Annotated in this window: 20 protein-coding genes; 4 read left to right on the top strand and 16 right to left on the bottom strand. The window is 60.8% G+C overall.

What is annotated here, in order from left to right; translation table 11 throughout:
- Window positions 1-2 precede the first annotated feature (2 nt).
- The 4 genes from ABIA48_RS19790 to ABIA48_RS19775 all read left to right on the top strand — a co-directional run bounded on the left by ABIA48_RS19790 (window position 3) and on the right by ABIA48_RS19775 (window position 4,257).
- Window positions 3-680 (top strand): heavy metal response regulator transcription factor, encoded by a 678-nt coding sequence (locus ABIA48_RS19790; RefSeq protein ID WP_007989910.1) that lies wholly within the window; start codon window positions 3-5, stop codon window positions 678-680.
- Window positions 670-2,034 (top strand): heavy metal sensor histidine kinase, encoded by a 1,365-nt coding sequence (locus ABIA48_RS19785; protein WP_429490739.1) that lies wholly within the window; start codon window positions 670-672, stop codon window positions 2,032-2,034. Before ABIA48_RS19790 ends, ABIA48_RS19785 begins: the two co-directional genes overlap by 11 nt.
- Before the next feature lie 249 nt (window positions 2,035-2,283).
- Complete coding sequence (locus tag ABIA48_RS19780) at window positions 2,284-2,508, top strand: hypothetical protein (RefSeq protein ID WP_429490737.1); 225 nt, start codon at window positions 2,284-2,286, stop codon at window positions 2,506-2,508.
- A gap of 246 nt (window positions 2,509-2,754) precedes the next feature.
- The gene (locus tag ABIA48_RS19775) at window positions 2,755-4,257 is read left to right on the top strand and encodes a GGDEF domain-containing protein (protein WP_429490735.1); all 1,503 of its coding nucleotides are present in this window, start codon (window positions 2,755-2,757) and stop codon (window positions 4,255-4,257) included.
- A 177-nt stretch (window positions 4,258-4,434) separates the two neighbouring features.
- On the opposite strand, the gene lpxC is transcribed toward ABIA48_RS19775, so the two are convergent.
- The 16 genes from lpxC to mraZ form a co-directional block, all read right to left on the bottom strand.
- Entirely contained in the window at window positions 4,435-5,346 is a 912-nt protein-coding gene (gene lpxC, locus ABIA48_RS19770) for a UDP-3-O-acyl-N-acetylglucosamine deacetylase (protein ID WP_007939852.1), read from the bottom strand.
- Window positions 5,347-5,458: 112 nt separating this feature from the next.
- Window positions 5,459-6,652, bottom strand: a complete 1,194-nt coding sequence (ftsZ, locus tag ABIA48_RS19765; protein ID WP_007989903.1) for a cell division protein FtsZ — start codon at window positions 6,650-6,652, stop codon at window positions 5,459-5,461.
- Between the two features lie 73 nt (window positions 6,653-6,725).
- Window positions 6,726-7,985 carry a cell division protein FtsA gene (gene ftsA, locus ABIA48_RS19760; protein ID WP_007989901.1) on the bottom strand — a complete coding sequence of 420 codons (1,260 nt, stop codon included), beginning with the start codon at window positions 7,983-7,985 and terminating at the stop codon, window positions 6,726-6,728.
- 15 nt (window positions 7,986-8,000) lie between these two features.
- Window positions 8,001-8,870, bottom strand: a complete 870-nt coding sequence (locus tag ABIA48_RS19755) for a cell division protein FtsQ/DivIB (RefSeq protein ID WP_429490733.1) — start codon at window positions 8,868-8,870, stop codon at window positions 8,001-8,003.
- A 4-nt stretch (window positions 8,871-8,874) separates the two neighbouring features.
- Window positions 8,875-9,858: a D-alanine--D-alanine ligase gene (locus tag ABIA48_RS19750; protein WP_007989896.1), complete on the bottom strand. Its 984-nt coding sequence runs from the start codon at window positions 9,856-9,858 to the stop codon at window positions 8,875-8,877.
- Complete coding sequence (gene murC, locus ABIA48_RS19745; RefSeq protein ID WP_429490731.1) at window positions 9,855-11,315, bottom strand: UDP-N-acetylmuramate--L-alanine ligase; 1,461 nt, start codon at window positions 11,313-11,315, stop codon at window positions 9,855-9,857. The genes ABIA48_RS19750 and murC overlap by 4 nt, the downstream gene beginning before the upstream one ends.
- On the bottom strand, window positions 11,308-12,378 hold the full coding sequence (gene murG / locus ABIA48_RS19740) for an undecaprenyldiphospho-muramoylpentapeptide beta-N-acetylglucosaminyltransferase (protein WP_429490729.1): 1,071 nt from the start codon (window positions 12,376-12,378) through the stop codon (window positions 11,308-11,310). Before murG ends, murC begins: the two co-directional genes overlap by 8 nt.
- On the bottom strand, window positions 12,368-13,585 hold the full coding sequence (ftsW, locus tag ABIA48_RS19735; RefSeq protein WP_007989890.1) for a putative lipid II flippase FtsW: 1,218 nt from the start codon (window positions 13,583-13,585) through the stop codon (window positions 12,368-12,370). Before ftsW ends, murG begins: the two co-directional genes overlap by 11 nt.
- Entirely contained in the window at window positions 13,582-14,928 is a 1,347-nt protein-coding gene (gene murD / locus ABIA48_RS19730) for a UDP-N-acetylmuramoyl-L-alanine--D-glutamate ligase (protein ID WP_429490727.1), read from the bottom strand. The genes ftsW and murD overlap by 4 nt, the downstream gene beginning before the upstream one ends.
- A gap of 6 nt (window positions 14,929-14,934) precedes the next feature.
- Window positions 14,935-16,017, bottom strand: coding sequence for a phospho-N-acetylmuramoyl-pentapeptide-transferase (gene mraY / locus ABIA48_RS19725; protein ID WP_429490725.1), 1,083 nt, complete (start codon window positions 16,015-16,017; stop codon window positions 14,935-14,937).
- Window positions 16,017-17,384: a UDP-N-acetylmuramoyl-tripeptide--D-alanyl-D-alanine ligase gene (locus ABIA48_RS19720; protein WP_429490723.1), complete on the bottom strand. Its 1,368-nt coding sequence runs from the start codon at window positions 17,382-17,384 to the stop codon at window positions 16,017-16,019. The genes mraY and ABIA48_RS19720 overlap by 1 nt, the downstream gene beginning before the upstream one ends.
- Window positions 17,377-18,840, bottom strand: coding sequence for a UDP-N-acetylmuramoyl-L-alanyl-D-glutamate--2,6-diaminopimelate ligase (locus tag ABIA48_RS19715; protein ID WP_429490721.1), 1,464 nt, complete (start codon window positions 18,838-18,840; stop codon window positions 17,377-17,379). The genes ABIA48_RS19720 and ABIA48_RS19715 overlap by 8 nt, the downstream gene beginning before the upstream one ends.
- Window positions 18,840-20,579, bottom strand: a complete 1,740-nt coding sequence (locus ABIA48_RS19710; protein WP_177318981.1) for a peptidoglycan D,D-transpeptidase FtsI family protein — start codon at window positions 20,577-20,579, stop codon at window positions 18,840-18,842. The genes ABIA48_RS19715 and ABIA48_RS19710 overlap by 1 nt, the downstream gene beginning before the upstream one ends.
- Window positions 20,579-20,872 (bottom strand): cell division protein FtsL, encoded by a 294-nt coding sequence (gene ftsL, locus ABIA48_RS19705; protein WP_007989879.1) that lies wholly within the window; start codon window positions 20,870-20,872, stop codon window positions 20,579-20,581. Before ftsL ends, ABIA48_RS19710 begins: the two co-directional genes overlap by 1 nt.
- Entirely contained in the window at window positions 20,869-21,816 is a 948-nt protein-coding gene (gene rsmH, locus ABIA48_RS19700; RefSeq protein WP_007989877.1) for a 16S rRNA (cytosine(1402)-N(4))-methyltransferase RsmH, read from the bottom strand. The genes ftsL and rsmH overlap by 4 nt, the downstream gene beginning before the upstream one ends.
- Entirely contained in the window at window positions 21,813-22,268 is a 456-nt protein-coding gene (gene mraZ / locus ABIA48_RS19695) for a division/cell wall cluster transcriptional repressor MraZ (protein ID WP_007989875.1), read from the bottom strand. The genes rsmH and mraZ overlap by 4 nt, the downstream gene beginning before the upstream one ends.
- Window positions 22,269-22,374: the final 106 nt, after the last annotated feature.

Below are 22,374 nucleotides of genomic sequence, written 5' to 3'. Positions count from 1 at the left end.
TCATGCGCGTTCTGATTATCGAAGACGAGGAAAAAACCGCGGACTATCTGCACCGCGGCCTGACGGAACAGGGTTACACCGTGGATCTGGCGCGGGACGGGGTCGAAGGCCTGCACCTGGCGCTGGAAAGCGACTACGCGGTGATCGTCCTCGACGTGATGTTGCCGGGCCTCGACGGCTTCGGCGTGCTGCGCGCCCTGCGTGCGCGCAAGCAAACCCCGGTGATCATGCTGACCGCCCGCGAGCGTGTGGAAGATCGCATCAAAGGCCTGCGTGACGGTGCCGATGATTACCTGGGCAAACCGTTTTCCTTTCTTGAACTGGTGGCACGCCTGCAAGCGCTGACCCGACGCAGCGGTGGCCATGAACCGGTGCAAGTGAGCATCGCCGACCTGTGGATAGATTTGATCAGCCGCAAGGCGACGCGTGGCGGCGCACGGCTGGACCTGACCGCCAAGGAGTTCTCGCTGCTCAGCGTATTGGCGCGCCGCCAGGGTGAAATCCTCTCGAAAACCGCCATTGCCGAGATGGTCTGGGACATCAATTTCGACAGCGACGCCAACGTCGTCGAAGTCGCGATCAAACGCCTGCGGGCCAAGCTCGACGGACCGTTTGAAGAGAAGCTGCTGCACACCATTCGCGGCATGGGTTATGTGCTGGAGAGCCGTGGTGTCCAGTAACTCGATCGCGCTGCGCCTCAGCGGCATGTTCACACTGGTGGCGCTGTTGGTATTTTTGTTGATTGGCTGGGCGCTGTACCAACAGGTCGACAAAGGCCTGGGCCTGTTGCCCGAAGCCGAGCTGGATGCGCGCTACAGCGTGCTCGAATCCACGGTCGGCCGTTACGGTACGCCCGAGCATTGGGTGAAGATCAACAACAAGCTCAATCTGCTGAGCGAAGAAGACAAACGCATCAGTTTCTGGATCATCAGCGGCGATCCGCACTACGAATACGGCCACCTGACACCGCAGATCCGTACCTTTGCCCAAGGGCCGCTGGGCACGCGCGACATGCAGCTGCCGGATCACCCGTATCCGCTGAAAGTGCTGGTCAGCGAATTTCCCGCCAAGGACCAGCGCCCACCGCTACGCTTCATGATCGCCATCGATACCGAGACGTTTTTCCAGACTCAGCATCAACTGTTGATCGCGCTGATCAGCCTGGCGATTGTCGGCGTGTTGCTGGCTTCGGCACTGGGTTATTGGGTGGCGCGGATCGGGCTCAAGCCGCTGATCAAACTGTCCCAGGAAGCCCAACGCCTGGCCCCGCCGTTGCGCTCGGGGCGCTTGCGATTGTCACCGTTGCCGCCGGAACTCGATCAATTCGTCAGCTCGTTCAACTCGACCCTGGAGCGGGTTGAGCAAGCGTACTCACGCCTTGAATCGTTCAATGCCGACGTCGCCCACGAACTGCGCTCGCCACTGACCAACCTGATCGGCCAGACCCAGGTCGCATTGACCCGCGGACGCTCCGCCGAGCATTACTTCGAAGTGCTGCAATCGAACCTCGAAGAGCTTGAACGCCTGCGTTCGATCATCAACGACATGCTATTCCTCGCCAGTGCCGATCAGGGCAGCAAAGCGACCAAGTTGACGTCCACATCGCTGGCAGATGAAGTGGCCACGACCCTGGAGTATCTGGATTTCATTCTCGAGGACGCTCAGGTCCGGGTTGAGGTCAGTGGTGACGCGCAAGTGCGGATCGAGATCGCCCATTTGCGCCGGGCATTGATCAACCTGCTGAACAACGCGGTGCAGCACACCGCACCCGGGCAGGTGATCCAGGTGCGGATCGAAGCCCGGGAGCATCAAGTCAGCATCGGCGTCGCCAACCCCGGCGAGCCGATTGCCCGTGAACACCTGCCACGGCTGTTCGAGCGCTTCTACCGTGTCGATGCATCGCGCAGCAACAGCGGCCACAATCACGGTTTGGGTCTGGCCATCGTCAAGGCGATTGCGTTAATGCATGGCGGCGATGTGTTCGTGCGCAGTGACCATGGGATGAATACCTTCGGCATCCATCTTCCCGTGTGACCCCCTTTTCCTTTGTGGGAGCGAGCTTGCTCGCGATGCAGGCGACTCGGTGCAACTTCGGAACCGAGGTGATGCTATCGCGAGCAAGCTCGCTCCCACATTGGTTCCGGGTTGAACACAAATGTGCGGCCAACCAACTGTTGCCATAACAGCAACAGTCCTTTCATCAATCCGCTCTTTTTCCCCTCGCCTCATGTCCTTATCTTTGCCCGCACCAAACAGCACTTGCCAAGCAAGAAGGTTTTAAAGATGTCCAACAGTATGGGTATTGCCAGCGCTTTCGTTTTGTCCTCTTTGTTCCTGTCGCCAGTAGTGATGGCGGAAGAATCGCAAACTTTCGTCACACATAACACCGCACGCGCTGCGGCGTTCGAAGAGCATCAGATCGAGATGACGGCCAAGGCTGCGCAAGACTCCCAAGCCCCGCAAGCCTCCAGCACTCAGGCCCAGTCACCGGCCGAAAAAGACAGCTGATCTGCGCCTCTCGCGCCTGTTTCCCTCGACACTTTTCATTGGCTCTTCCCTTTGAAAAGTTGTCTTCGAAGCCGCTGCTGTCAGCGGCTTTTTTTATAGTGGCGACTCAACCTTCATTGCGGTTTTTGCAACGCAAGTCACTGCCGCCCGCACCATTGTTAATCGTTCGAGCAACTGGAACGAATCATTTGGCTGTTACGTTTATGGAACTACGCTTACAAAGTCCTTCCAGCAGACGTCTGTCTTATGACCGCAAGCCGAACCCCACAATTTCCAGGCAAAACCAGACGACCCGAGATCATGGTGATCCTCGGCAGCACCCTGACTGTCATCTCGATCCTGTGCATCGTCACTTTTCTGCTGATCCGCGAACACGCCTACGCCCAGCAAACCGCTACACGCAGCGCGACCACCATTGCGCAACTGATCGATGCCGATGTCCTGCGTACGGTCGAGCTCTATGACTTGACCTTGCAGGGCCTGATCGCCGCCGCCCAGCGGGACGACCTGAAACAGGTTTCTGCGCAGATCCGCCATCTGGTGCTGTTCGATCGCTCCACCACTGCGCGCTACAAAGGCGACATCCTGCTGCTGGACAAACACGGCGACGTGCTGGCCGACTCATCGCTGATCGAACCGAAACCGGGCAACTTCGCTGACCGCGATTATTTCCAGGCCCATGTCTTCAATCGCGACGCTGGCATGTTTATCAGCCGGCCGTTCAAGCCGAGCTGCGACTGTGATGACCGCGACGAATGGCGCATCAGTTTCAGCCGGCGCATTTCCTCGCCCACGGGTGAGTTTCTGGGGGTCGCGGTAGCCTCGATGCGCATGAGCTACTTCGATCAGTTGTTCAACAGCCTCGACATCGGCACCGGCAGTACGCTGGGCATCATCAACAATGACGGGATCCTCCTGGCGCAAAAGCCGTACCGGGAACCAAACTCCATCGGCAAAAGTTTCTCCAGCCGCCCCAACGTCGTACGCATGCTGCAGGAGCGCAACGGCACTTTCGAAAGCGTGTCGAGCGTCGACCATCAACGGCGCCTGTACACCTTTTCCCGGGTCGGCAATCTGCCGCTGACCGTCATCGTGGCCCTTTCCATCGATGAAGTGTTCGCCACCTGGAACCGCACGGCCTACGTGATCAGCGGTGCTACCGGGGTTTTGTGCATCGGTCTGTTGTGGCTGACCTTGCTGCTCTGCCGCGAACTGCGCCTGCGCCAATGTGCCGAACAGGAATTGGCGCAACTGGCGGCCACCGATGCCTTGACCGGCGTAGCCAACCGCCGCTCCCTTGATCAGGCCCTGCGCCATGAATGGTTTCGTGCGCAGCGTAGCGGCAAGCCATTGTCATTGCTGATGATCGATGCCGATCACTTCAAGGCCTTCAATGATCGGCACGGGCATCAGGCCGGTGACGAAGCCTTAAAGGCATTGGCCGAGGTCATCCGCACCAATGTCCATCGCCCGGCGGACCTGGTGGCTCGCTATGGTGGCGAAGAATTTTCGGTGATCCTGGCCGAAACCGGCAGTGAAGGCGCGCAGCAGATCGCCGAACATATCCGGGCGGCGGTGCAAGAACTGCCACTGGTGGACGCCGATGAGTCGCCGATGAGCGTGAGTATCGGTATTGCAACCTGGACGGCGACCAGCGAGATCAACCTGGAGCAGTTGCTGTTCAGCGCGGACAAGGCGCTGTATCAGGCCAAGGAAGGGGGGCGTAACCGGGTGGTGTATGCCAGCTGAATTTTATGCTGAACCGACTGGCCTCTTCGCGAGCAAGCCCGCTCCCACAGTTGACCGCGTCCCCCCTCTGTGGGAGCGGGCTTGCTCGCGAAGGGGCCTTCACTGCCAACATAGAAATCAGGAAATAAAAAAAGGCCACCCGAAGGTAGCCTTTAAAAAACTAGAGAGGTTTTTTGCTTACACGGCCGCAACCGGGCGCATGTAAGAGATCGGTGCAGTGCTGGCGTCTTCGAACGTCACGACTTCCCAGGCATCTGTCTGCTCAATCAACTTGCGCAGCAGCTGGTTGTTCAGTGCGTGGCCGGACTTGAAGCCCTTGAACTCACCAATCAGGCTATTGCCCAGCAGGTAGAGGTCACCAATTGCATCGAGAATCTTGTGCTTCACGAATTCGTCTTCATAGCGAAGGCCGTCTTCGTTCAGTACGCCATCGGCGTCGACCACAATTGCGTTTTCAACACTGCCGCCGAGTGCGAGGTTGTGCTTGCGCAGGTACTCGATGTCACTCATGAAACCAAAGGTACGGGCGCGGCTGACTTCTTTTACGAACGAAGTGCTGGAAAAATCCACGCTTGCACTTTGGGTGCGGTCACGGAAAACCGGGTGATCGAAATCGATCTCGAAGCTCACTTTGAACCCTTCGAAAGGGACGAAAGTAGCGCGCTTGTCGCCATCTTCCACTGTCACTTCACGCAGGATGCGGATGAACTTCTTGGCGGCGTCCTGTTCTTCCAGGCCAGCCGATTGAATCAGGAATACGAAAGGTCCGGCGCTACCATCCATGATCGGGACTTCGGACGCGGAGAGCTCGACGTAGGCGTTATCGATGCCCAGGCCTGCCATGGCCGAGAGCAAGTGCTCTACCGTGTCCACTTTGACGTCACCGTTAACGAGCGTGGTCGACATAGTGGTTTCACCAACGTTTTCCGCGCGGGCAGGAATCTGCACCACGGGATCGAGGTCGGCGCGACAAAACACAATGCCGGTGTCGACAGGCGCTGGCTTGAGGGTCAGATAGACCTTCTCCCCGGAGTGCAGGCCGACACCTGTGGCACGGATAATATTCTTCAGGGTGCGTTGTTTAATCATGGCATGGGCCGCTTCAGCGCAAATTGCGAACTGGTATCAACAAAGGCTGGCGATGATAGCAGACCAGACCTTTGCTGAACACCAATCACCCGAATACCCCTGATACATTTCATCAATCGGCCTGACGACGCAGGAAAGCCGGGATGTCCAGGTAGTCCAGGTCATCTTGCGGATTCATCTTCGCGGCAGTCGCAGCACCGGCCTGGGCCTGGTTGCGCATGACGGTCGGACGGTCCAGGTCACGGTAGTTCACCGCTGGAGCTTCCTGACGAACAGGGGCCTGTTGTTGTGGCTGCGAAGCCATCGACGTGTGGACGGTGTTGTCGATGACCTTCACAGGCTTCTCGATTTTTGCGCCCAGACCGGTAGCGACGACAGTCACGTGCAGCTCGTCGCGCATGTCCGGATCGATAACGGTACCGACCTTGACCATCGCGTGCTCGGAAGCGAATGCCTCGATGATGCTACCCACGTCGGAGTATTCACCCAGGGACAGATCCGGACCGGCGGTAATGTTTACCAGGATGCCGCGAGCGCCTTGCAGGTTCACGTCTTCCAGCAACGGGTTGCGAATGGCCGCTTCGGTGGCTTCGCGTGCACGGTTCGGACCGCTGGCGCAGCCAGTGCCCATCATCGCCATGCCCATTTCGCTCATCACGGTACGCACGTCGGCGAAGTCAACGTTGATCATGCCCGGACGCTTGATGATGTCGGAGATACCGCGAACGGCACCGGCCAGTACATCGTCAGCCTTGGCGAAAGCCGACAGCAGGCTGGCGTCTTTACCGAGGATGGTCAGCAACTTCTCGTTGGGAATGGTGATCAGCGAGTCGACGCTTTCGGAGAGCATGCGGATGCCTTCGTCGGCGATCTGCATACGCTTGCGGCCTTCGAACGGGAACGGACGGGTCACCACCGCAACGGTGAGGATGCCCATTTCCTTGGCCACTTCGGCGATGATCGGCGCAGCACCGGTACCGGTACCACCGCCCATGCCAGTGGTGATGAACACCATGTTGGTACCGGCCAGCACTTCGGCAATGCGCTCACGGTCTTCCAGAGCGGCTTGACGGCCGACTTCAGGGTTGGCGCCAGCGCCCAGGCCCTTGGTCACGCCAGTGCCCAGTTGCAGGATGGTCCGCGCGCCAATGTTTTTCAGCGCTTGAGCATCGGTGTTGGCGCAGATGAATTCGACGCCTTCGATGTTGCTCTTGACCATGTGGTTGACAGCGTTGCCGCCGCCACCGCCGACACCGATAACTTTGATTACCGGGCTTGCGGGGATGTTGTCTACGAGTTCGAACATTTTCCCTCTCCTTTACATTCTCTAGTTTTTTCGCCTACTGCGTGCTTCGGTGTAACGGTGTTGCGGTAAATCTTCAGAAGTTGCCCTGGACCCACTTCTTCAGGCGGTCCAGCAGCGGAGCCTGCGGCTCTTCATTGCTGTAGCTGTCACGGCTGCCGATGCCCGAGAACGAGATGCCATCGGACTGCTTCTGCAGGCCGTACATCAACAGGCCGACGCCGGTGGAATAGATCGGGTTGCGTACCACGTCATCCAGACCTTTCACGCCATGCGGCACGCCCAGGCGCACCGGCATATGGAAGATTTCTTCGGCCAGTTCGGTGGCGCCTTCCATCTTCGACGTACCGCCGGTCAGCACGATGCCGGCCGGGATCAGGTCTTCGTAGCCGCTGCGGCGCAGTTCGGCCTGGATCAGCGTGAACAGCTCGTCGTAACGCGGTTCGACCACTTCGGCCAGGGCCTGGCGGGACAGCTCGCGCGGTGGACGGTCGCCAACGCTTGGCACCTTGATGGTTTCACCGGCACCGGCCAGTTTGGCCAAGGCGCAGGCGTAGCGAATCTTGATTTCTTCGGCGTACTGGGTCGGGGTGCGCAACGCCATGGCGATGTCGTTGGTCACCTGGTCACCGGCAATCGGGATCACGGCGGTGTGACGGATCGCACCTTCGGTGAAGATCGCGATGTCGGTGGTACCGCCACCGATGTCCACCAGGCACACGCCCAGCTCTTTCTCGTCATCGGTCAGTACCGAATACGCGGAAGCCAGCTGTTCGAGAATGATGTCGTCGATTTCCAGGCCGCAGCGACGCACGCATTTTTCAATGTTCTGTGCGGCATTGACGGCGCAGGTGACCACGTGGACCTTGGCTTCCAGACGCACGCCGGACATGCCCAGCGGCTCGCGGACGCCTTCCTGGTTATCGATCACGTAATCCTGCGGCAGGGTGTGCAGCACGCGCTGGTCAGCCGGGATCGCCACGGCCTGGGCGGCGTCGAGTACACGCTCAAGGTCGGCCGAGCTGACTTCGCGATCACGAATCGCCACGATGCCGTGGGAGTTCAGGCTGCGGATGTGATTGCCAGCCACACCGACGAACGCCGAGTGAATGCGGCAACCAGCCATCAGCTGCGCTTCTTCGATGGCGCGCTGGATCGATTGCACGGTGGACTCGATGTTCACCACCACGCCTTTTTTCAGGCCTCGGGACGGATGGGTGCCGATCCCGACGATTTCCAGCGTGCCGTCGTCCGCGACCTCGCCTACCAGCGCCACCACCTTGGAGGTGCCGATATCGAGACCGACGATCATTTTGCCGCTTTGCACGTTTGCCATGGGTCCTGCCTCTTCTTAATTCTTCGCGACAGCGGGTTGGGCTGCCGTGGGCGCTACAGGTTCCCGCCAGCCAACAGCGAGGCCGTTGGCGTAGCGCAGATCGATGCGCGCAATGTTCGTAATCTGTTCTTTGAGCGTCTTGTCATAGATGGCGATGAAGCGGCGCATCTTTTCCACCAGGTTGCCGCGTCCGAGCAGCAGTTCGATCCCCGGGCCGGCACTGCCGGGTCCGGTGGTCAGGAACCAGCTGCCGCGTTCACGCAACTCCAGGCGTGCAATCGAGAAGCCCAGAGGCCGGAGCATCTGACTCAACACCTGGTATTGCTGCATCACCTGCTGCTGGGCCCGCTGTGGGCCAAACAACTGAGGCAAGTGTTCATAGTTCGCCAGCTCGCGCGGGGTGAAGGCCTGGCCCTGGTTGTTCAACAGCGATTCGTCGCCCCAACGGGCCACCGGCAGTTGTTCCTCCAGGCGGATCACCACTTGGTCCGGCCAAACCCTGCGCACTTCGGCGTGGGCAATCCATGGCATCGTTTCAAGCTCGGTACGCATGCTCGCCAGGTCGATGGTGAAGAAGCTCGACGCCACGTACGGGGCGATCCGCTGCTGCACCGCTTGCTGACTGATGTAACTCAGGTCGCCCTGCACATTGATCTTGGTGATCGGCCGGTCGGCATACGGCAACAAGCGTGTCGCGCCTTCGTAAGTACCGAACCCCAAAGCCACCAGCAGCACTGGCCAGAACAACGCTTTGAGAAAACCGAAGTTGGCTTTCGGCAGGCGCACGGACATCGGCTCTTTGGCCACCATTCGGCTGGCACCCCGTGGCACCGGCTTGCGGCCGGGCGGTGCGGAGGGCTGATGTCTGAGCTGTGCGCCTTGCATGGCCTTAACCTCTCGTCGACTCTTGGTTACCGGCAGTGTTGCCGGCAACGCTCTCGGCCAGAATGGCCAGAACCAGTTGCTGGAAATCCAGACCGGCGGCACGCGCCGCCATCGGCACCAGGCTGTGATCGGTCATGCCCGGTGCGGTGTTGACTTCCAGGAACCAGAACTGCCCTTCGGCGTCCTGCATCACGTCTGCCCTGCCCCAACCGGCGATACCCAGCGCTTCACAGGCTTTCGCCGTGAGGTCCATGAGTTCCTTTTCCTTGGCGCTGTCCAGACCGCACGGAATGCGGTACTGGGTATCGTTGGCGATGTACTTGGCGTCGTAGTCGTAGAAGCTGTGCGTCGTGCCCAGGGCAATCGGAGGCAACACCTGGTCACGCAGGGTGGCGATGGTGAACTCCGGACCGTGAATCCATTGCTCGACCAACACTTGCGAATCGTAGGTACTGGCCGCTTTCCAGGCGTCGATCAATTCGGACGCGGAACTCACTTTGGCCATACCGATACTCGAACCTTCATGGGCCGGTTTGACGATCAAAGGGAAGCCCAGTTCCGTCGCTGCCGAAATACAATCGGCCTCGCTGCTCAGTACCGCGTGACGTGGCGTCGGAATGCCCAGGCTGTGCCAGACCTGCTTGGTGCGCAGTTTGTCCATGGCCAGGGCCGAAGCCAGGATGCCGCTGCCGGTGTACGGAATGCCCAGGCATTCGAGCAGGCCCTGCATGCTGCCGTCTTCACCGCCACGACCGTGGAGGATGATGAAGGCACGGTCGATCTTTTCGCTCTGCAGACGCTGCAGCAGGTCATCACCCACGTCGAGGCCGAACGCGTCGACACCGGCGCTTAGCAGCGCGTCGAGAACCGCGTTGCCCGACTTCAGGGACACCTCGCGTTCGGCACTCTTGCCGCCGAACAGCACGGCGACGCGGCCGAAGTCTTTCGGCGCGATCGTGGAGACCAGGTTGGCGTAGGCTGCAGTCATTTCAACTTCCCCTTCTCCGGCGCGGCAACGGCACCGGCGAACAACTCGCTTTTCAACAGTTTTGGTGCGAGACCGCCGATATCACCGGCGCCCTGGCACAGCAGGATGTCGCCAGCGCGCAGCAGCGGCTTGACCACTGGCGCGAGGTCGACACCACGCTCGATGTAGATCGGGTCGAGCTGGCCACGCTGACGGATGCTGTTGCACAACTTGCGGCTGTCGGCCCCCGGAATCGGCTCTTCGCCGGCCGGGTAGACCTCCATCAGCAGCAACACGTTGGCGTCGGCCAGCACATTGACGAAATCGTCGTACAGGTCGCGGGTGCGGCTGTAACGGTGCGGCTGATAGACCATCACCAGGCGGCGCTCCGGCCAGCCACCGCGTACGGCCTTGATCACGGCCGCGACTTCGGTCGGGTGGTGACCGTAGTCATCAACCAGCATCACGTTGCCGCCGTCCACCGGCAGTTCGCCGTAGACCTGGAAACGTCGGCCAACACCCTGGAACCCGGACAGGCCCTGGACGATGGCTTCATCGCTGACGCCTTCGTCGGTGGCGATGCAGATGGTCGCCAGTGCGTTCAATACGTTGTGATTGCCCGGCATGTTCACCGAAACCTCCAGCGGCTCGCGGTCAGGGCGCAGCACGGTGAAGAAGGTCTGCATGCCTTGCTGGCGCACGTTGATGGCGCGCACGTCGCAGTCTTCGCCGAAGCCGTAGGTAACGGTCGGACGCTTGACCTGCGGGAGGATTTCACGCACCACCGGATCGTCCAGGCACACCACCGCCAGACCGTAGAACGGCAGGTTGTGCAGGAACTCGACGAAGGTTTTCTTCAGCTTGTTGAAGTCGCCGTCGTAGGTCGCCATGTGATCGGCATCGATGTTAGTGACCACGGCCACCAGCGGCTGCAAGTGCAGGAAGCTGGCGTCGCTTTCGTCGGCCTCGGCGATCAGGTAGCGGCTGGTGCCGAGCTGGGCATTGGTGCCCGCGGCATTCAGGCGGCCACCGATCACGAACGTCGGGTCCAGGCCACCGGCCGCGAACACCGAAGCGATCAGGCTGGTGGTGGTGGTTTTGCCGTGGGTACCGGCAACGGCGATACCGTGACGATAACGCATCAGCTCAGCCAGCATCTCTGCACGCGGTACCACCGGAATGCGGCGTTCCAGCGCAGTAGCGACTTCCGGGTTGGACGTGTTCACGGCGCTCGACACCACCAGTACGTCAGCGGCGGCAGCGTTCTCGGCGCGGTGGCCGATGAAGATCTGCGCGCCGAACGTTTCCAGGCGTTCGGTGACCGGCGAAGCTTTCAGGTCAGAACCTGACACTTCATAGCCCAGGTTCAACAACACTTCGGCAATCCCGCACATGCCCACACCGCCGATACCGACGAAGTGGATGCGACGGATGCGGCGCATTTCCGGTTGTGGCATGGCTTTCTGACTTTCAACCATGGGCCACCTCCAGGCAGCTATCGACAACGTTACGGGTGGCATCGGGTTTGGCCAGGCGGCGTGCCGCAGTAGCCATTTCGTTGAGTCGTTGTGGTTGCATCAGGACCTCTGTCAGGCGAGCGGCAAGATCCGCGGCGCCAGTCGTTCTTTGCGGCATCAGGAAGGCTGCGCCTTCACGGGCCAAATATTCGGCGTTGCGGGTCTGGTGATCGTCGATGGCATGGGGCAAGGGCACCAGCATCGAGGGCAGACCGGCAGCGGCCAGTTCACTGACGGTCAGCGCGCCTGCGCGACATACCACCAGGTCGGCCCAGCTGTAGGCTTGGGCCATGTCTTTGATGAAGGGCTGCACCTGCGCCTCGACGCCAGCCGCGCGATAGCGCTCTGCAGTCACTTCATCGTGGTTTTTGCCGGCCTGATGGAGCACTTCCGGACGCAAGTCGGCAGCGACTTGCGACAGGGCTTCAGGCAGCAACTTGTTCAACGGCTCTGCGCCCAGGCTTCCGCCCAGGATCAGCAAACGCGCCTTGCGACCGGCCAGGGCGGGTCGCGATGTCTCGAGGAACAGTTCGGTGCGCACCGGGTTACCGGTGGTCCGACGGCTGCTCGACAGGGTAAAGGTGTCGGGGAACGCTTCACAGACTCGGGCGGCCAACGGCACCAGCAACCGATTGGCGGTACCGGCCACCGCGTTCTGCTCGTGAACGATCACCGGTACACCGGCCAGTTTGGCGGCGACGCCGCCCGGACCGGTCACATAACCACCAAAGCCCACGACGCAGACCGGTTGCAGACGGCGAATGATCGCCCGTGCCTGCCAGACCGACTTGAGCAGCATGAACGGTGCCTTGAGCAGCGACAGCTTGCCCTTGCCGCGCAAACCGCTGGCGTTGATCCGATGCAGCTCGATACCGGCGGCCGGCACCAGGTCGTTCTCGATGCCACGCGGGGTGCCGAGCCAGTGCACGGTATAGCCGCGTGCCTGGAATTCGCGGGCACAGGCCAGCGCCGGGAACACGTGGCCACCGGTGCCGCCAGCCATGATCATGACGTTAGCGCCCATGATGCGGCTCCTCGGCGAAGTCGCTCTCATGGAACTCCATCTCCTCACTGCCCAGGTGGGTTCGACTCTCCCACTCGATGCGCAGCAACAAGCCGAGACAGGCACAGCAAATCACCAATGAACTACCGCCATAACTGAGGAACGGCAGCGTCAGGCCCTTGGTCGGCAGCAGACCGACGTTCACACCGATGTTGATCAGGAATTGACCGATCCACAGGAAGGACAAACCGTAGGCAACATAAGCCGCGAAAAACTGCTTGGCCTTTTCAGCCCACAAACCGATGTACATGCCACGAATACACACGAAGACGAACAGTGCCACGGTGCACAGGGAACCCACCGCCCCCAGTTCTTCGGCCAGGACCGAGAACACGAAGTCAGTGTGGGCTTCCGGCAGGTAGAACTGTTTCTGCACGCTGTTGCCCAGGCCGACGCCCAGCCATTCGCCGCGACCGAAAGCGATCAATGCCTGGGACAACTGATAGCCGGCACCGAACTGGTCGGCCCACGGGTCGGCAAAGTTGGTCAGACGCGCCATTCGATAGGGCTGCATTTGAATCAACAGCACCACCGCGCCGACAGCCAGGACCACCATCAGGGAAAAACGGAACAGCCCGACGCCACCAAGGAACAGCATCGCCGCCGCAGCGCCCATCATCACGACGGTGGCACCGAAGTCCGGCTCCATCAGCAGCAGGCCCGCCATCGGCAGCAGCACGATGAACGGCTTGAAGAAACCCATCCAGCTTTCGCGCACTTCTTTCTGCCGGCGCACCAGATAACCGGCGAGGTAGATCACCACGAACACCTTGGCGATCTCGGAAGGCTGGACGTTGAAGAAACTGAAACCGATCCAGCGCATCGAGCCGTTAACCTCACGGCCGATCCCCGGAATGATCACCATCACCAGCAAGCCGAATGCACCCAGCAGCATCAACCAGCCCAGGCGTTGCCAGGTGGCAATCGGGATCATCATGGTGACGATGCAGGCACCCAGGCCCAGCACCACATAAATAAGGTGGCGAATCATGTAGTACAGGGCGCTGCCCGACTGCACGGCCGCCACTTCGGTCGATGCCGAGGCAATCATGATCAGCCCCAGGCCGAGCAGCGTCAGGCAACCGGCGAGCATCGGGAAATCGAGGTCGATACCGCGCCCGGTGATGATCGGCGAAGGGTATGGCTTGATGATGTCTTTCAGGCTCATGCCAGATCCTCCACGGCTTGGACGAACTGGTGACCACGGTCTTCGTAGTTCTTGAACATGTCGAAACTGGCGCAGGCAGGCGACAGCAGCACCACGTCGCCCGGCTGGGCAGCGGCGCGGCATTGCTCGACGGCTTCGACCAGAGTGCCGGCGCGGATCAGCGGTACGGCATCGCCGATGGCCTCGCCGATCTTGTCGGAATCGCGGCCCATCAGGATCACGGCACGGCAGTTGGCCGCCACTGGATCGCGCAGATCCTTGAACTCGGCACCCTTGCCGTCGCCACCGGCGATCAGCACGACCTTGCCGTCGATGTCCGCACCCAGGCCTTTGATGGCCGCGAGCGCGGCGCCAACGTTGGTGGCTTTGGAATCGTTGTAATAGCCCACGCCGTCGAGGTCGCGGACCCATTGGCAGCGATGCTCGAGACCGGCGAAAGTGCGCAGGCTCGACAGCATGGCATCGAACGGCAGGCCAACCGCATGGCCCAGGGCCAGGGCCGCCAGGGCGTTGGACTGGTTGTGGGCGCCACGAATCTTCAATTCGCGCACCGGCATCAGGTTCTGGAATTCGAAGGCCAGGTATTTCTCGCCGTCTTCTTCACGGATACCGAATGCTTTGAAATCGGGTTTGTTCAGGCCGAAGGTCCAGCACGGCTGGCCCTCGCCCATCAACGGGCGGCTCAGGGCATCCTGGCGATTGACCACGAACTGTTTGGCACCACGGAAAATCCGGTGCTTGGCCAGGTGATAGGCCGGCAGACCGCTGTAACGGTCCATGTGGTCTTCGCTGATGTTGAGCACGGTCGCGACTTCGGCGTTGAGTTGATCAGTGGTTTCCAGCTGGAAACTCGACAACTCCATCACGTACAACTCGACGTCGTCGCGCAGCAGATCCAGCGCCGGGGTACCGAGGTTGCCGCCGACGGCAACACGCTTGCCAGCCGCCGCCGCCATTTCGCCGACCAGCGTGGTCACGGTGCTTTTCGCGTTGGAACCGCTGATGGCCACGATCGGCGCCTTCGCGTTACGCGCGAACAGTTCGATGTCACCGGACAATTTCACGCCACGGGCGGCTGCGGCCTGCAGGGCCGGGGTCGCCAGCGCCAGGCCGGGGCTGACGTAGAGTTCGTCGGCACGGCACAGGAACTCGACGTCCAGCTCGCCACAACGCACTTCCACGTGCGGATAGTCACGCTTGAGCGTGGCCAGTTCCGGTGGATTGTCCCGCGTATCGGCCACGGCAAACGCCACGCCCTGGTTCGCCAGGAAGCGAACCAGGGACATGCCGCTCTTGCCGAGGCCGACAACGATGCGGAAGTGGTCAGAAGCGATCAGAGACACGAGTTTCTACCTCAGCTTCAGGGTGGCAAGGCCGATCAGCACGAGAATCACGGTGATGATCCAGAAACGGACGATCACACGTGGCTCGGGCCAACCCTTGAGTTCAAAGTGGTGGTGAATCGGCGCCATGCGGAATACGCGGCGACCGGTCAGTTTAAAAGAGGCGACCTGAATGACGACTGACAGGGTTTCCATCACGAACACGCCGCCCATGATGAACAGGACGATTTCCTGACGGACGATCACCGCGATGGTGCCCAGGGCCGCGCCCAGCGCCAGTGCGCCGACGTCACCCATGAAGACTTGTGCCGGATAGGTGTTGAACCAGAGGAAGCCCAGGCCGGCTCCGATCAGTGCGCCACAGAACACGATCAGTTCACCAGCGCCCGGTACATAAGGAATCAGCAGGTATTCGGCGAACTTCACGTTACCCGACAGGTAGCAGAAGATGCCCAGGCCGCCGCCAACCATCACCGTCGGCATGATCGCCAGGCCGTCGAGGCCGTCGGTCAGGTTGACCGCGTTGCTCGAACCGACAATCACGAAATAGGTCAGGACAACGAAGCCTGCGCCCAGCGCAATGCTGTAGTCCTTGAGCATCGGCAGGATCAGCGTGGTCTCCACCGGAGTAGCGGCAGTCACATACAGAAAGATCGCCGCGCCCAGGCCAAATACCGACTGCCAGAAATACTTCCAGCGGCTTGGCAGGCCACGGGAGTTCTTCTCGATCACCTTGCGGTAGTCGTCGACCCAGCCGATGGCGCCGAACAGCAAGGTCACCAGCAGTACGACCCAGACGTAACGGTTGGTCAGGTCAGCCCAAAGCAGGGTGCTGACACCGATGGACGACAGAATCAGCGCGCCGCCCATGGTCGGTGTACCCGACTTTGACAGGTGCGACTGCGGGCCGTCATTGCGAACGGATTGACCGATCTGACGGTTCTGCAAAGTGCGGATCATCCACGGGCCATAGCACAGCGACAAGACCAGCGCGGTCAGTACACCGAGAATCCCGCGCAGGGTCAGGTACTGGAAGACCGCGAAGCCTTTGTAGAACTGTTGCAGATACTCCGCTAGCAGCAGCAGCATTAATGTTTCTCCGGACTGGACCCGCACAAAGCGGCGACGACGTTTTCCATCGCAGCGCTGCGCGACCCCTTGATCAAAATGGTGGTGTTTGTGTCTTGCTCGGCGCCCAAGGCCTTGATCAGTTCAGCCTGCGTGCTGAAATGAAAAGCCTGTGGACCGAATGCGTTCACGGCATGAGCCATCATTGGCCCGACGGCGTACAGCGCAGAAACCTTGCCACGGGCGTACTCGCCCACGTCGCGGTGCCCCTGCTCCGCCCACTCGCCCAACTCGCCGATATCCCCGAGCACCAGGACGGTGCGACCGGAAAAGCCGGCCAGTATATCAACGGCAGCGCACATGGAGGTGGGGTTCGCGTTGTAAGTGTCATCGATCACGCGCATGCCATTGCTGGCCAGTTGCGCGACGGTGCGCCCCTTGACCGGTTGCACCGCGCCAAGGCCGGTGGCGATTCCGAACAGCGACACACCCAGGGCATGGGCGGCAGCGGCGGCGGCCATGGCATTGGCGACGTTATGGGTGCCGAGCAAGTTCAGTTGAACGCGCTCCACACCTTCAGGGCTGTGCAGGTTGAACGCCGGGCAGCCGCGAGCATCAGTGGCCAGGTCACTGGCGTAGAAATCGGCGCTGGTGTTGCTCAACGCAAACGTCAGCACTTTGCGATCCCCGGCGCGTGCCTTCCAGATGCCGAATGCCTTGTCGTCGAGATTGAGAACGGCGACACCATCGGCATCCAGCCCTTCGATAATCTCGCCCTTGGCCTCGACGATCTTTTCCGGGCCGCCGAACTCGCCGACGTGGGCGGTCCCGGCGTTATTGAGAATGGCCACGTGCGGCTTGGTCAGGCCGACGGTGTAGGCAATTTCGCCCAGGCGCGAGGCGCCCAGTTCGATCACGGCCGCAGTGTGTTCCGGCGCCAGTTCGATCAAGGTCAGCGGTGCGCCGAGGTCGTTGTTCAGGTTGCCACGGGTTGCCAGCACTGCGCCGCGCGTGCGCAGGATGCTCGCCAGCATTTCCTTGACCGTGGTCTTGCCGCTGGAGCCGGTCACGGCGGCAACGGGTTGGGTGAACGCGGCACGATTCAACGCACCCAGTTGTCCCAGTGCCTGACGGGTGTCCTTGACCAGCAGTTGCGGCAGCGTACTGTCGGCGACTTCACGTTCGACCAGCGCTGCGACGGCGCCTTTGGCCGCCACGTCATTCAGATAATCATGACCATCGAAACGTGGCCCGGCCAGGGCAATGAACAGCTGACCCGGCTTGATCGCACGACTGTCGATGCTCACACCGTCGAAACTGGCATCGGCGGACACCAGGCGAGCGTTCAGCGCGCCGGTCAGTTCGCTCAGTTTCAAGGCCTTAAGCATGGGCCACCTCCCACGCGGTCAAGGCATGATCGGCCTCGACCAGATCGGAGAAGGCATGACGCTCGCCGTTGATTTCCTGATAGTCCTCGTGACCTTTGCCGGCCAGGACAATCACGTCATCCACCGAGGCACTGGCGATCAGCTGGGCAATCGCCTGACCACGACCGGCAACGAACTCCACTTTATCCACAGCCGTGAAACCGGCGCGGATGTCATCGAAAATCACTGACGGGTCTTCCGTACGCGGGTTGTCATCGGTCACCAGCACGCCATCGGCCAGGCGCTCGACCACTTCGGCCATCAACGGACGCTTGCCGCGATCGCGGTCACCGCCACAACCGAACAGGCACAGCAACCGGCCCTTGGCGTGTGGACGCAGGGCCAGCAGTACTTTTTCCAGCGCATCCGGGGTGTGGGCGTAGTCGACCACCACCAGCGGCTGCGAGCCACCGCCCAGACGCTGCATGCGCCCGGCAGGGCCTTCGAGTTTCGGCAGCACCTTGAGGATTTCGTCCAGGGCGTAATCCAGACCGAGCAACGCACCGACCGCCGCCAGGACATTGCTCAGGTTGAAGCGACCGAGCAAGGTACTGCGCAAGTGGTGCTCGCCCTGCGGCGTGACCAACGTGGCGCGCACGCCTTCGTCGTTGAATTGTGCCTGGCGGCAATACAGGTAGGCGCTGGAATCTTCCAGGCTATAGGTGATCAGCCGCGACTCGCGCTTATCGGCGGCCAGTTGCCGACCGAACTTGTCGTCGAGATTGACCACGCGGCATTTCAAATCATTCCAGGCAAAGAGCTGGGCCTTGGCTTCGCCGTAAGCCTGCATGGTGCCGTGGTAATCCAGGTGATCGCGGGACAGGTTAGTCATCACCGCCACATCGAAGGCCAAGGCGGTCACGCGGCCCTGGTCCAGGCCATGGGAAGAAACCTCCATCGCCACGGCTTTGGCCCCGGCCTTTTTCAGGTCCGCCAGGGTCGCTTGCACGGCAATCGGGTTCGGTGTGGTGTGCAGGCCGCTTTCCAGTGCGCCGTAGAAACCGGAACCGAGGGTGCCGACCAGGCCACAGTGCTGGCCGAGCAGGTCCAGTGCCTGGGCGACCAATTGGGTCACGCTGGTCTTGCCGTTGGTGCCGGTTACGCCCACCAGGTTCAGGTGATGGCTCGGCTCGCCATAAAAACGCCCGGCGATGTCCGACAGTTGCGCGGCCAGACCTTTGACCGGAATCAGCGGCACTTCAGTGATCGGCAGGACCGTGGCGCCTTCTACTTCATACGCCACCGCAGCAGCGCCGCGTTGCAAGGCGTCAGCGATATGCGCGCGCCCATCGAATTTCCCGCCCGGCACGGCAAGGAACAGATCGCCCGCGCGCACATTGCGGCTGTCCAGCGCGAGTTCGCGAATCAGCAGATCGTGACCGGCGTGAGGGAATATCTTGTTCAGGCTCAGAGACATCAGCCGCGCCCTCCATTAGCTTTCAGCGGAACGACCGGTGTTGCGTTCGCTTGTTGAGTGGGTGGCAGGTTGTCCGGCGTAATGTTCATCAGGCGCAGGGTGCCCGACATCACGCGACTGAACACCGGCGCGGAAACCAGGCCGCCGAAGTAACCGGCCTTGGTCGGCTCATCGATCACCACCACGATGGCGTAGCGCGGATCGCTCATCGGGCCGAAACCGGCGAACAGCGAGCGGTACGAGTTCTCGGCGTATCCCTTGGTGCCGACCGACGTTTTACGTGCAGTACCCGACTTGCCGCCCACGTGATACGCCGGCACCTGCGCACGGAACACACCGCGCGGGGCCTCGATCACTTGCTGCAGCATGCCTTGCATGGTTTTCGCGACAGCTTCCGGCAACACCTGAGTGGTTTGCGGTGCCTTGTCGGTCTTGATCAGGGTCAGCGGCGCGAGACGACCGTTGTTGGCCAGGGCCGAGAAGGCGTGGACCAACTGGATCGCAGTCACGGAAATACCGTAGCCGTAGGACAGCGTGGCGGTTTCTGCCTTGCGCCATTCGCGGTAGTTCGGCAGGTTGCCGACGCGCTCGCCCGGGAAGCCCAGGCCAGTGTCCTGGCCGAGGCCGACCTTCTGTGCCAGACGGAAAATGGTTTCACCGCCGATGTCGAATGCGACCTTGCTCATCCCGACGTTACTGGAGTTGATCAGAATGCCGGTCAGGTCGAGCACCGGGCCTTCGGTCTTGGAGACGTCCTTGATGGTGTATTTACCAATCTGCAAGCTGCCCGGATACACCTCGACGGTATCGCTCGGCTTCCAGCGCCCGGTTTCAATCGCGGCGCTCATGGAAATCGCTTTCATGGTCGAACCCGGTTCGAACACGTCGATCATCGCGCGGTTGCGCATCATCGCCGGTTGCAGGTTGCGACGGTTGTTCGGGTTGTAGGTCGGCTGGTTGACCATCGCGAGAATCTCGCCGGTCTTCACGTCCATGATCACCAGGCTGCCGGCCTTGGCGCCGTTCTCGATGATCGCGTTGCGCAATTCACGGTTGGCCAGGTATTGCAGGCGCAGGTCAATGGACAACGCCAAGGGCTTGCCGGCCTTGGCGTTTTTGGTGACCTGGACATCCTTGATCAGCCGGCCGCGCCGGTCCTTGATCACCTGACGCTTGCCAGGAACCCCGGCCAGCCATTCGTCGTAGGCCAGTTCGACACCTTCGCGACCGTGATCGTCGATGTCGGTAAACCCGACCATGTGGGCGGTGACCTCACCGGCAGGATAAAAACGCCGGAACTCTTCGATGCCGTAGACGCCTGGTACTTTCAGGTCAAGCACGGCCTGACCCTGCTCAGGCGTCAGCCCGCGCACCAGGTAAATGAATTCTTTGTTGGCCTGGGCCTCAAGACGCTCGGTCAGGGCTTTGGGATCTTGTCCCAGCGCGGCGGCCAATGCTGGCCACTTGTCTTTTTCCAGCTGCATTTCCTTGGCGTTGGCCCACAGCGTAGTCACCGGGGTACTGACGGCCAAAGGCTCGCCGTTACGGTCGGTGATCAGACCACGGTGAGCGGGAATCGGAATATGACGAACGCTGCGCGCATCGCCCTGACCTTTAAGGAAGTCACGGTCGACCACTTGCAGGTCGATGATGCGCCAGGCAATCGCGGCCACCATGATGCCAAGCAACCCCAGAACCACGCGGAACCGCCACGGAAAGAGAGCGCCTTCGAGTTTCATCATGGCGCCACCATCTTCACGTCAGCGGCACCGGGGATGTGCATTTTCAATTGTTCGGAGGCCAGCACTTCGATACGACTGTGGGCCGTCCAGGTGCTCTGTTCCAGAATCAACCGGCCCCACTCGGCCTGTGCCTTGTCGCGCACGCTCAACTCGCTGTACAGCGAGTTGAGCAACTGGCGATTCCAGTGCGCGCTGTAAGACACGCCGATGGCCGACACGAGCACGCCGACAAACAGCAGCAGCATGAAGAAGCTTCCGCCGGGCAGTGGCTTGGCGAAAAGCTTGCTCACCGCAGCTTCTCCGCCACACGCATGACAGCGCTACGGGAACGTGGGTTGGCTTTGAGTTCGGCGTCGGAGGCCGTCTGCGCTTTGCCATGGACTTTGATTTTCGGTTCGAAGGCGACATGCCGAACCGGCAGGTTGCGCGGCAGGTTGTCGGCTTCGCCTTTCACCAGTTTGCGCATGAACAGTTTGACGATACGGTCTTCCAGCGAGTGGAAGCTGATCACCACCAGGCGACCGCCCACTTCCAGGCAATCCAGCGCGGCTTCGAGGCCGGTTTCCAGATCACCCAGTTCGTTGTTGACGTGAATACGCAATCCCTGGAATGCACGGGTTGCAGGGTTCTTGCCCTTTTCCCACGCCGGGTTGGCGACTTTCAGGACTTCCGCCAGGTCACCGGTGCGCTCGAATGGCTTGATGTCGCGGCGCTCGACCACGGCACGGGCCATACGACCGGAAAAACGCTCTTCGCCGTATTCCTTGAACACCCGGGCGATTTCTTCCACGGGTGCGGTGTTGACGAATTCGGCAGCGCTGATTCCGCGGGACGGATCCATGCGCATGTCCAGCGGACCGTCATTGAGGAAACTGAAACCGCGCTCAGGATCGTCAAGCTGCGGCGAAGACACGCCCAGATCGAGCAACACACCGCTGACCTTGCCGTTCATGCCACGCTCGGCCACTTCGGCACCGAGCTCGGCAAAGCTGCGCTGCACAACGACAAAGCGGCCGTCTTCGGCCGCTAGCGTCTGCCCGGTGGCAATCGCTTGTGGATCTTTATCGAATCCGAGCAAGCGACCATCAGGACCGAGCTGGCTGAGGATCAACCGGCTGTGCCCGCCGCGCCCGAACGTGCCGTCCAGATAGCAGCCATCAGGGCGTACGGCGAGAGCCTCGACGGCTTCGTCAAGCAGTACGGTGATGTGGTTAAAGCCGCTATCAATAGTCACAGGATCAAATCACGCAGTTCATCAGGCATCGCGCCCGGTTGTTGAATAGCAGCCAGGTCAGCGGCAGAAACCGCGTTCCAGGCATCCTCGTCCCACAATTGGAACTTGTTCAGTTGGCCTACCAACATCGCGTGCTTATCCAACTTGGCATATTCACGAAGACGCGGCGGAACCAGAAAACGACCACTGCCATCGAGCTCGAGGTCGACGGCATTACCAATCAGTAAACGTTGCAGGCGGCGGTTCTCTTCGCGAAGCGAAGGCAGTGCGCGCAGTTTGGTTTCAATAATTTCCCACTCATCGAGCGGGTAAACACACAAACAAGGATCAACGGCATCAATTGTTACGATCAATTGACCGGAACTACGCGAAACGAGCTCGTCACGGTACCGGCTCGGCATGGCGAGACGGCCCTTTGCATCGAGACTGATAGCGTTGGCTCCGCGAAACACGTCAGCGTTTCTCCAAATTTTAGCGTTTTGAGTTCAAAAAACCCACTTCATGCCACTTTCCGCCACTTGTGCACACTATAGGAATGCGCCCACCACACCGTCAAGG

The organism is Pseudomonas sp. S30_BP2TU TE3576 (assembly GCF_050436025.1).
Lineage (GTDB): Bacteria > Pseudomonadota > Gammaproteobacteria > Pseudomonadales > Pseudomonadaceae > Aquipseudomonas.
The sequence above is the reverse complement of the archived record's forward strand: the minus strand, read 5'-3'. Positions and strand labels throughout refer to the sequence as shown.

What these genes read in the sequence shown, in the direction of transcription:
- ABIA48_RS19750 (WP_007989896.1), bottom strand. Translation starts at nt 9,858, where the DNA reads ATGACTGCAGCCTACGCCAACCTGGTCTCCACGATCGCGCCGAAAGAC.
- ABIA48_RS19720 (WP_429490723.1), bottom strand. Translation starts at nt 17,384, where the DNA reads ATGCTTAAGGCCTTGAAACTGAGCGAACTGACCGGCGCGCTGAACGCT.
- ABIA48_RS19775 (WP_429490735.1), top strand. Translation starts at nt 2,755, where the DNA reads ATGACCGCAAGCCGAACCCCACAATTTCCAGGCAAAACCAGACGACCC.
- ftsA (WP_007989901.1), bottom strand. Translation starts at nt 7,985, where the DNA reads ATGGCAAACGTGCAAAGCGGCAAAATGATCGTCGGTCTCGATATCGGC.
- ABIA48_RS19790 (WP_007989910.1), top strand. Translation starts at nt 3, where the DNA reads ATGCGCGTTCTGATTATCGAAGACGAGGAAAAAACCGCGGACTATCTG.
- ftsW (WP_007989890.1), bottom strand. Translation starts at nt 13,585, where the DNA reads ATGAGCCTGAAAGACATCATCAAGCCATACCCTTCGCCGATCATCACC.
- murG (WP_429490729.1), bottom strand. Translation starts at nt 12,378, where the DNA reads ATGGGCGCTAACGTCATGATCATGGCTGGCGGCACCGGTGGCCACGTG.
- ABIA48_RS19715 (WP_429490721.1), bottom strand. Translation starts at nt 18,840, where the DNA reads ATGTCTCTGAGCCTGAACAAGATATTCCCTCACGCCGGTCACGATCTG.
- ABIA48_RS19755 (WP_429490733.1), bottom strand. Translation starts at nt 8,870, where the DNA reads ATGCAAGGCGCACAGCTCAGACATCAGCCCTCCGCACCGCCCGGCCGC.
- ftsZ (WP_007989903.1), bottom strand. Translation starts at nt 6,652, where the DNA reads ATGTTCGAACTCGTAGACAACATCCCCGCAAGCCCGGTAATCAAAGTT.
- ABIA48_RS19710 (WP_177318981.1), bottom strand. Translation starts at nt 20,579, where the DNA reads ATGAAACTCGAAGGCGCTCTCTTTCCGTGGCGGTTCCGCGTGGTTCTG.
- ABIA48_RS19780 (WP_429490737.1), top strand. Translation starts at nt 2,284, where the DNA reads ATGTCCAACAGTATGGGTATTGCCAGCGCTTTCGTTTTGTCCTCTTTG.
- mraY (WP_429490725.1), bottom strand. Translation starts at nt 16,017, where the DNA reads ATGCTGCTGCTGCTAGCGGAGTATCTGCAACAGTTCTACAAAGGCTTC.
- lpxC (WP_007939852.1), bottom strand. Translation starts at nt 5,346, where the DNA reads ATGATTAAACAACGCACCCTGAAGAATATTATCCGTGCCACAGGTGTC.
- murC (WP_429490731.1), bottom strand. Translation starts at nt 11,315, where the DNA reads ATGGTTGAAAGTCAGAAAGCCATGCCACAACCGGAAATGCGCCGCATC.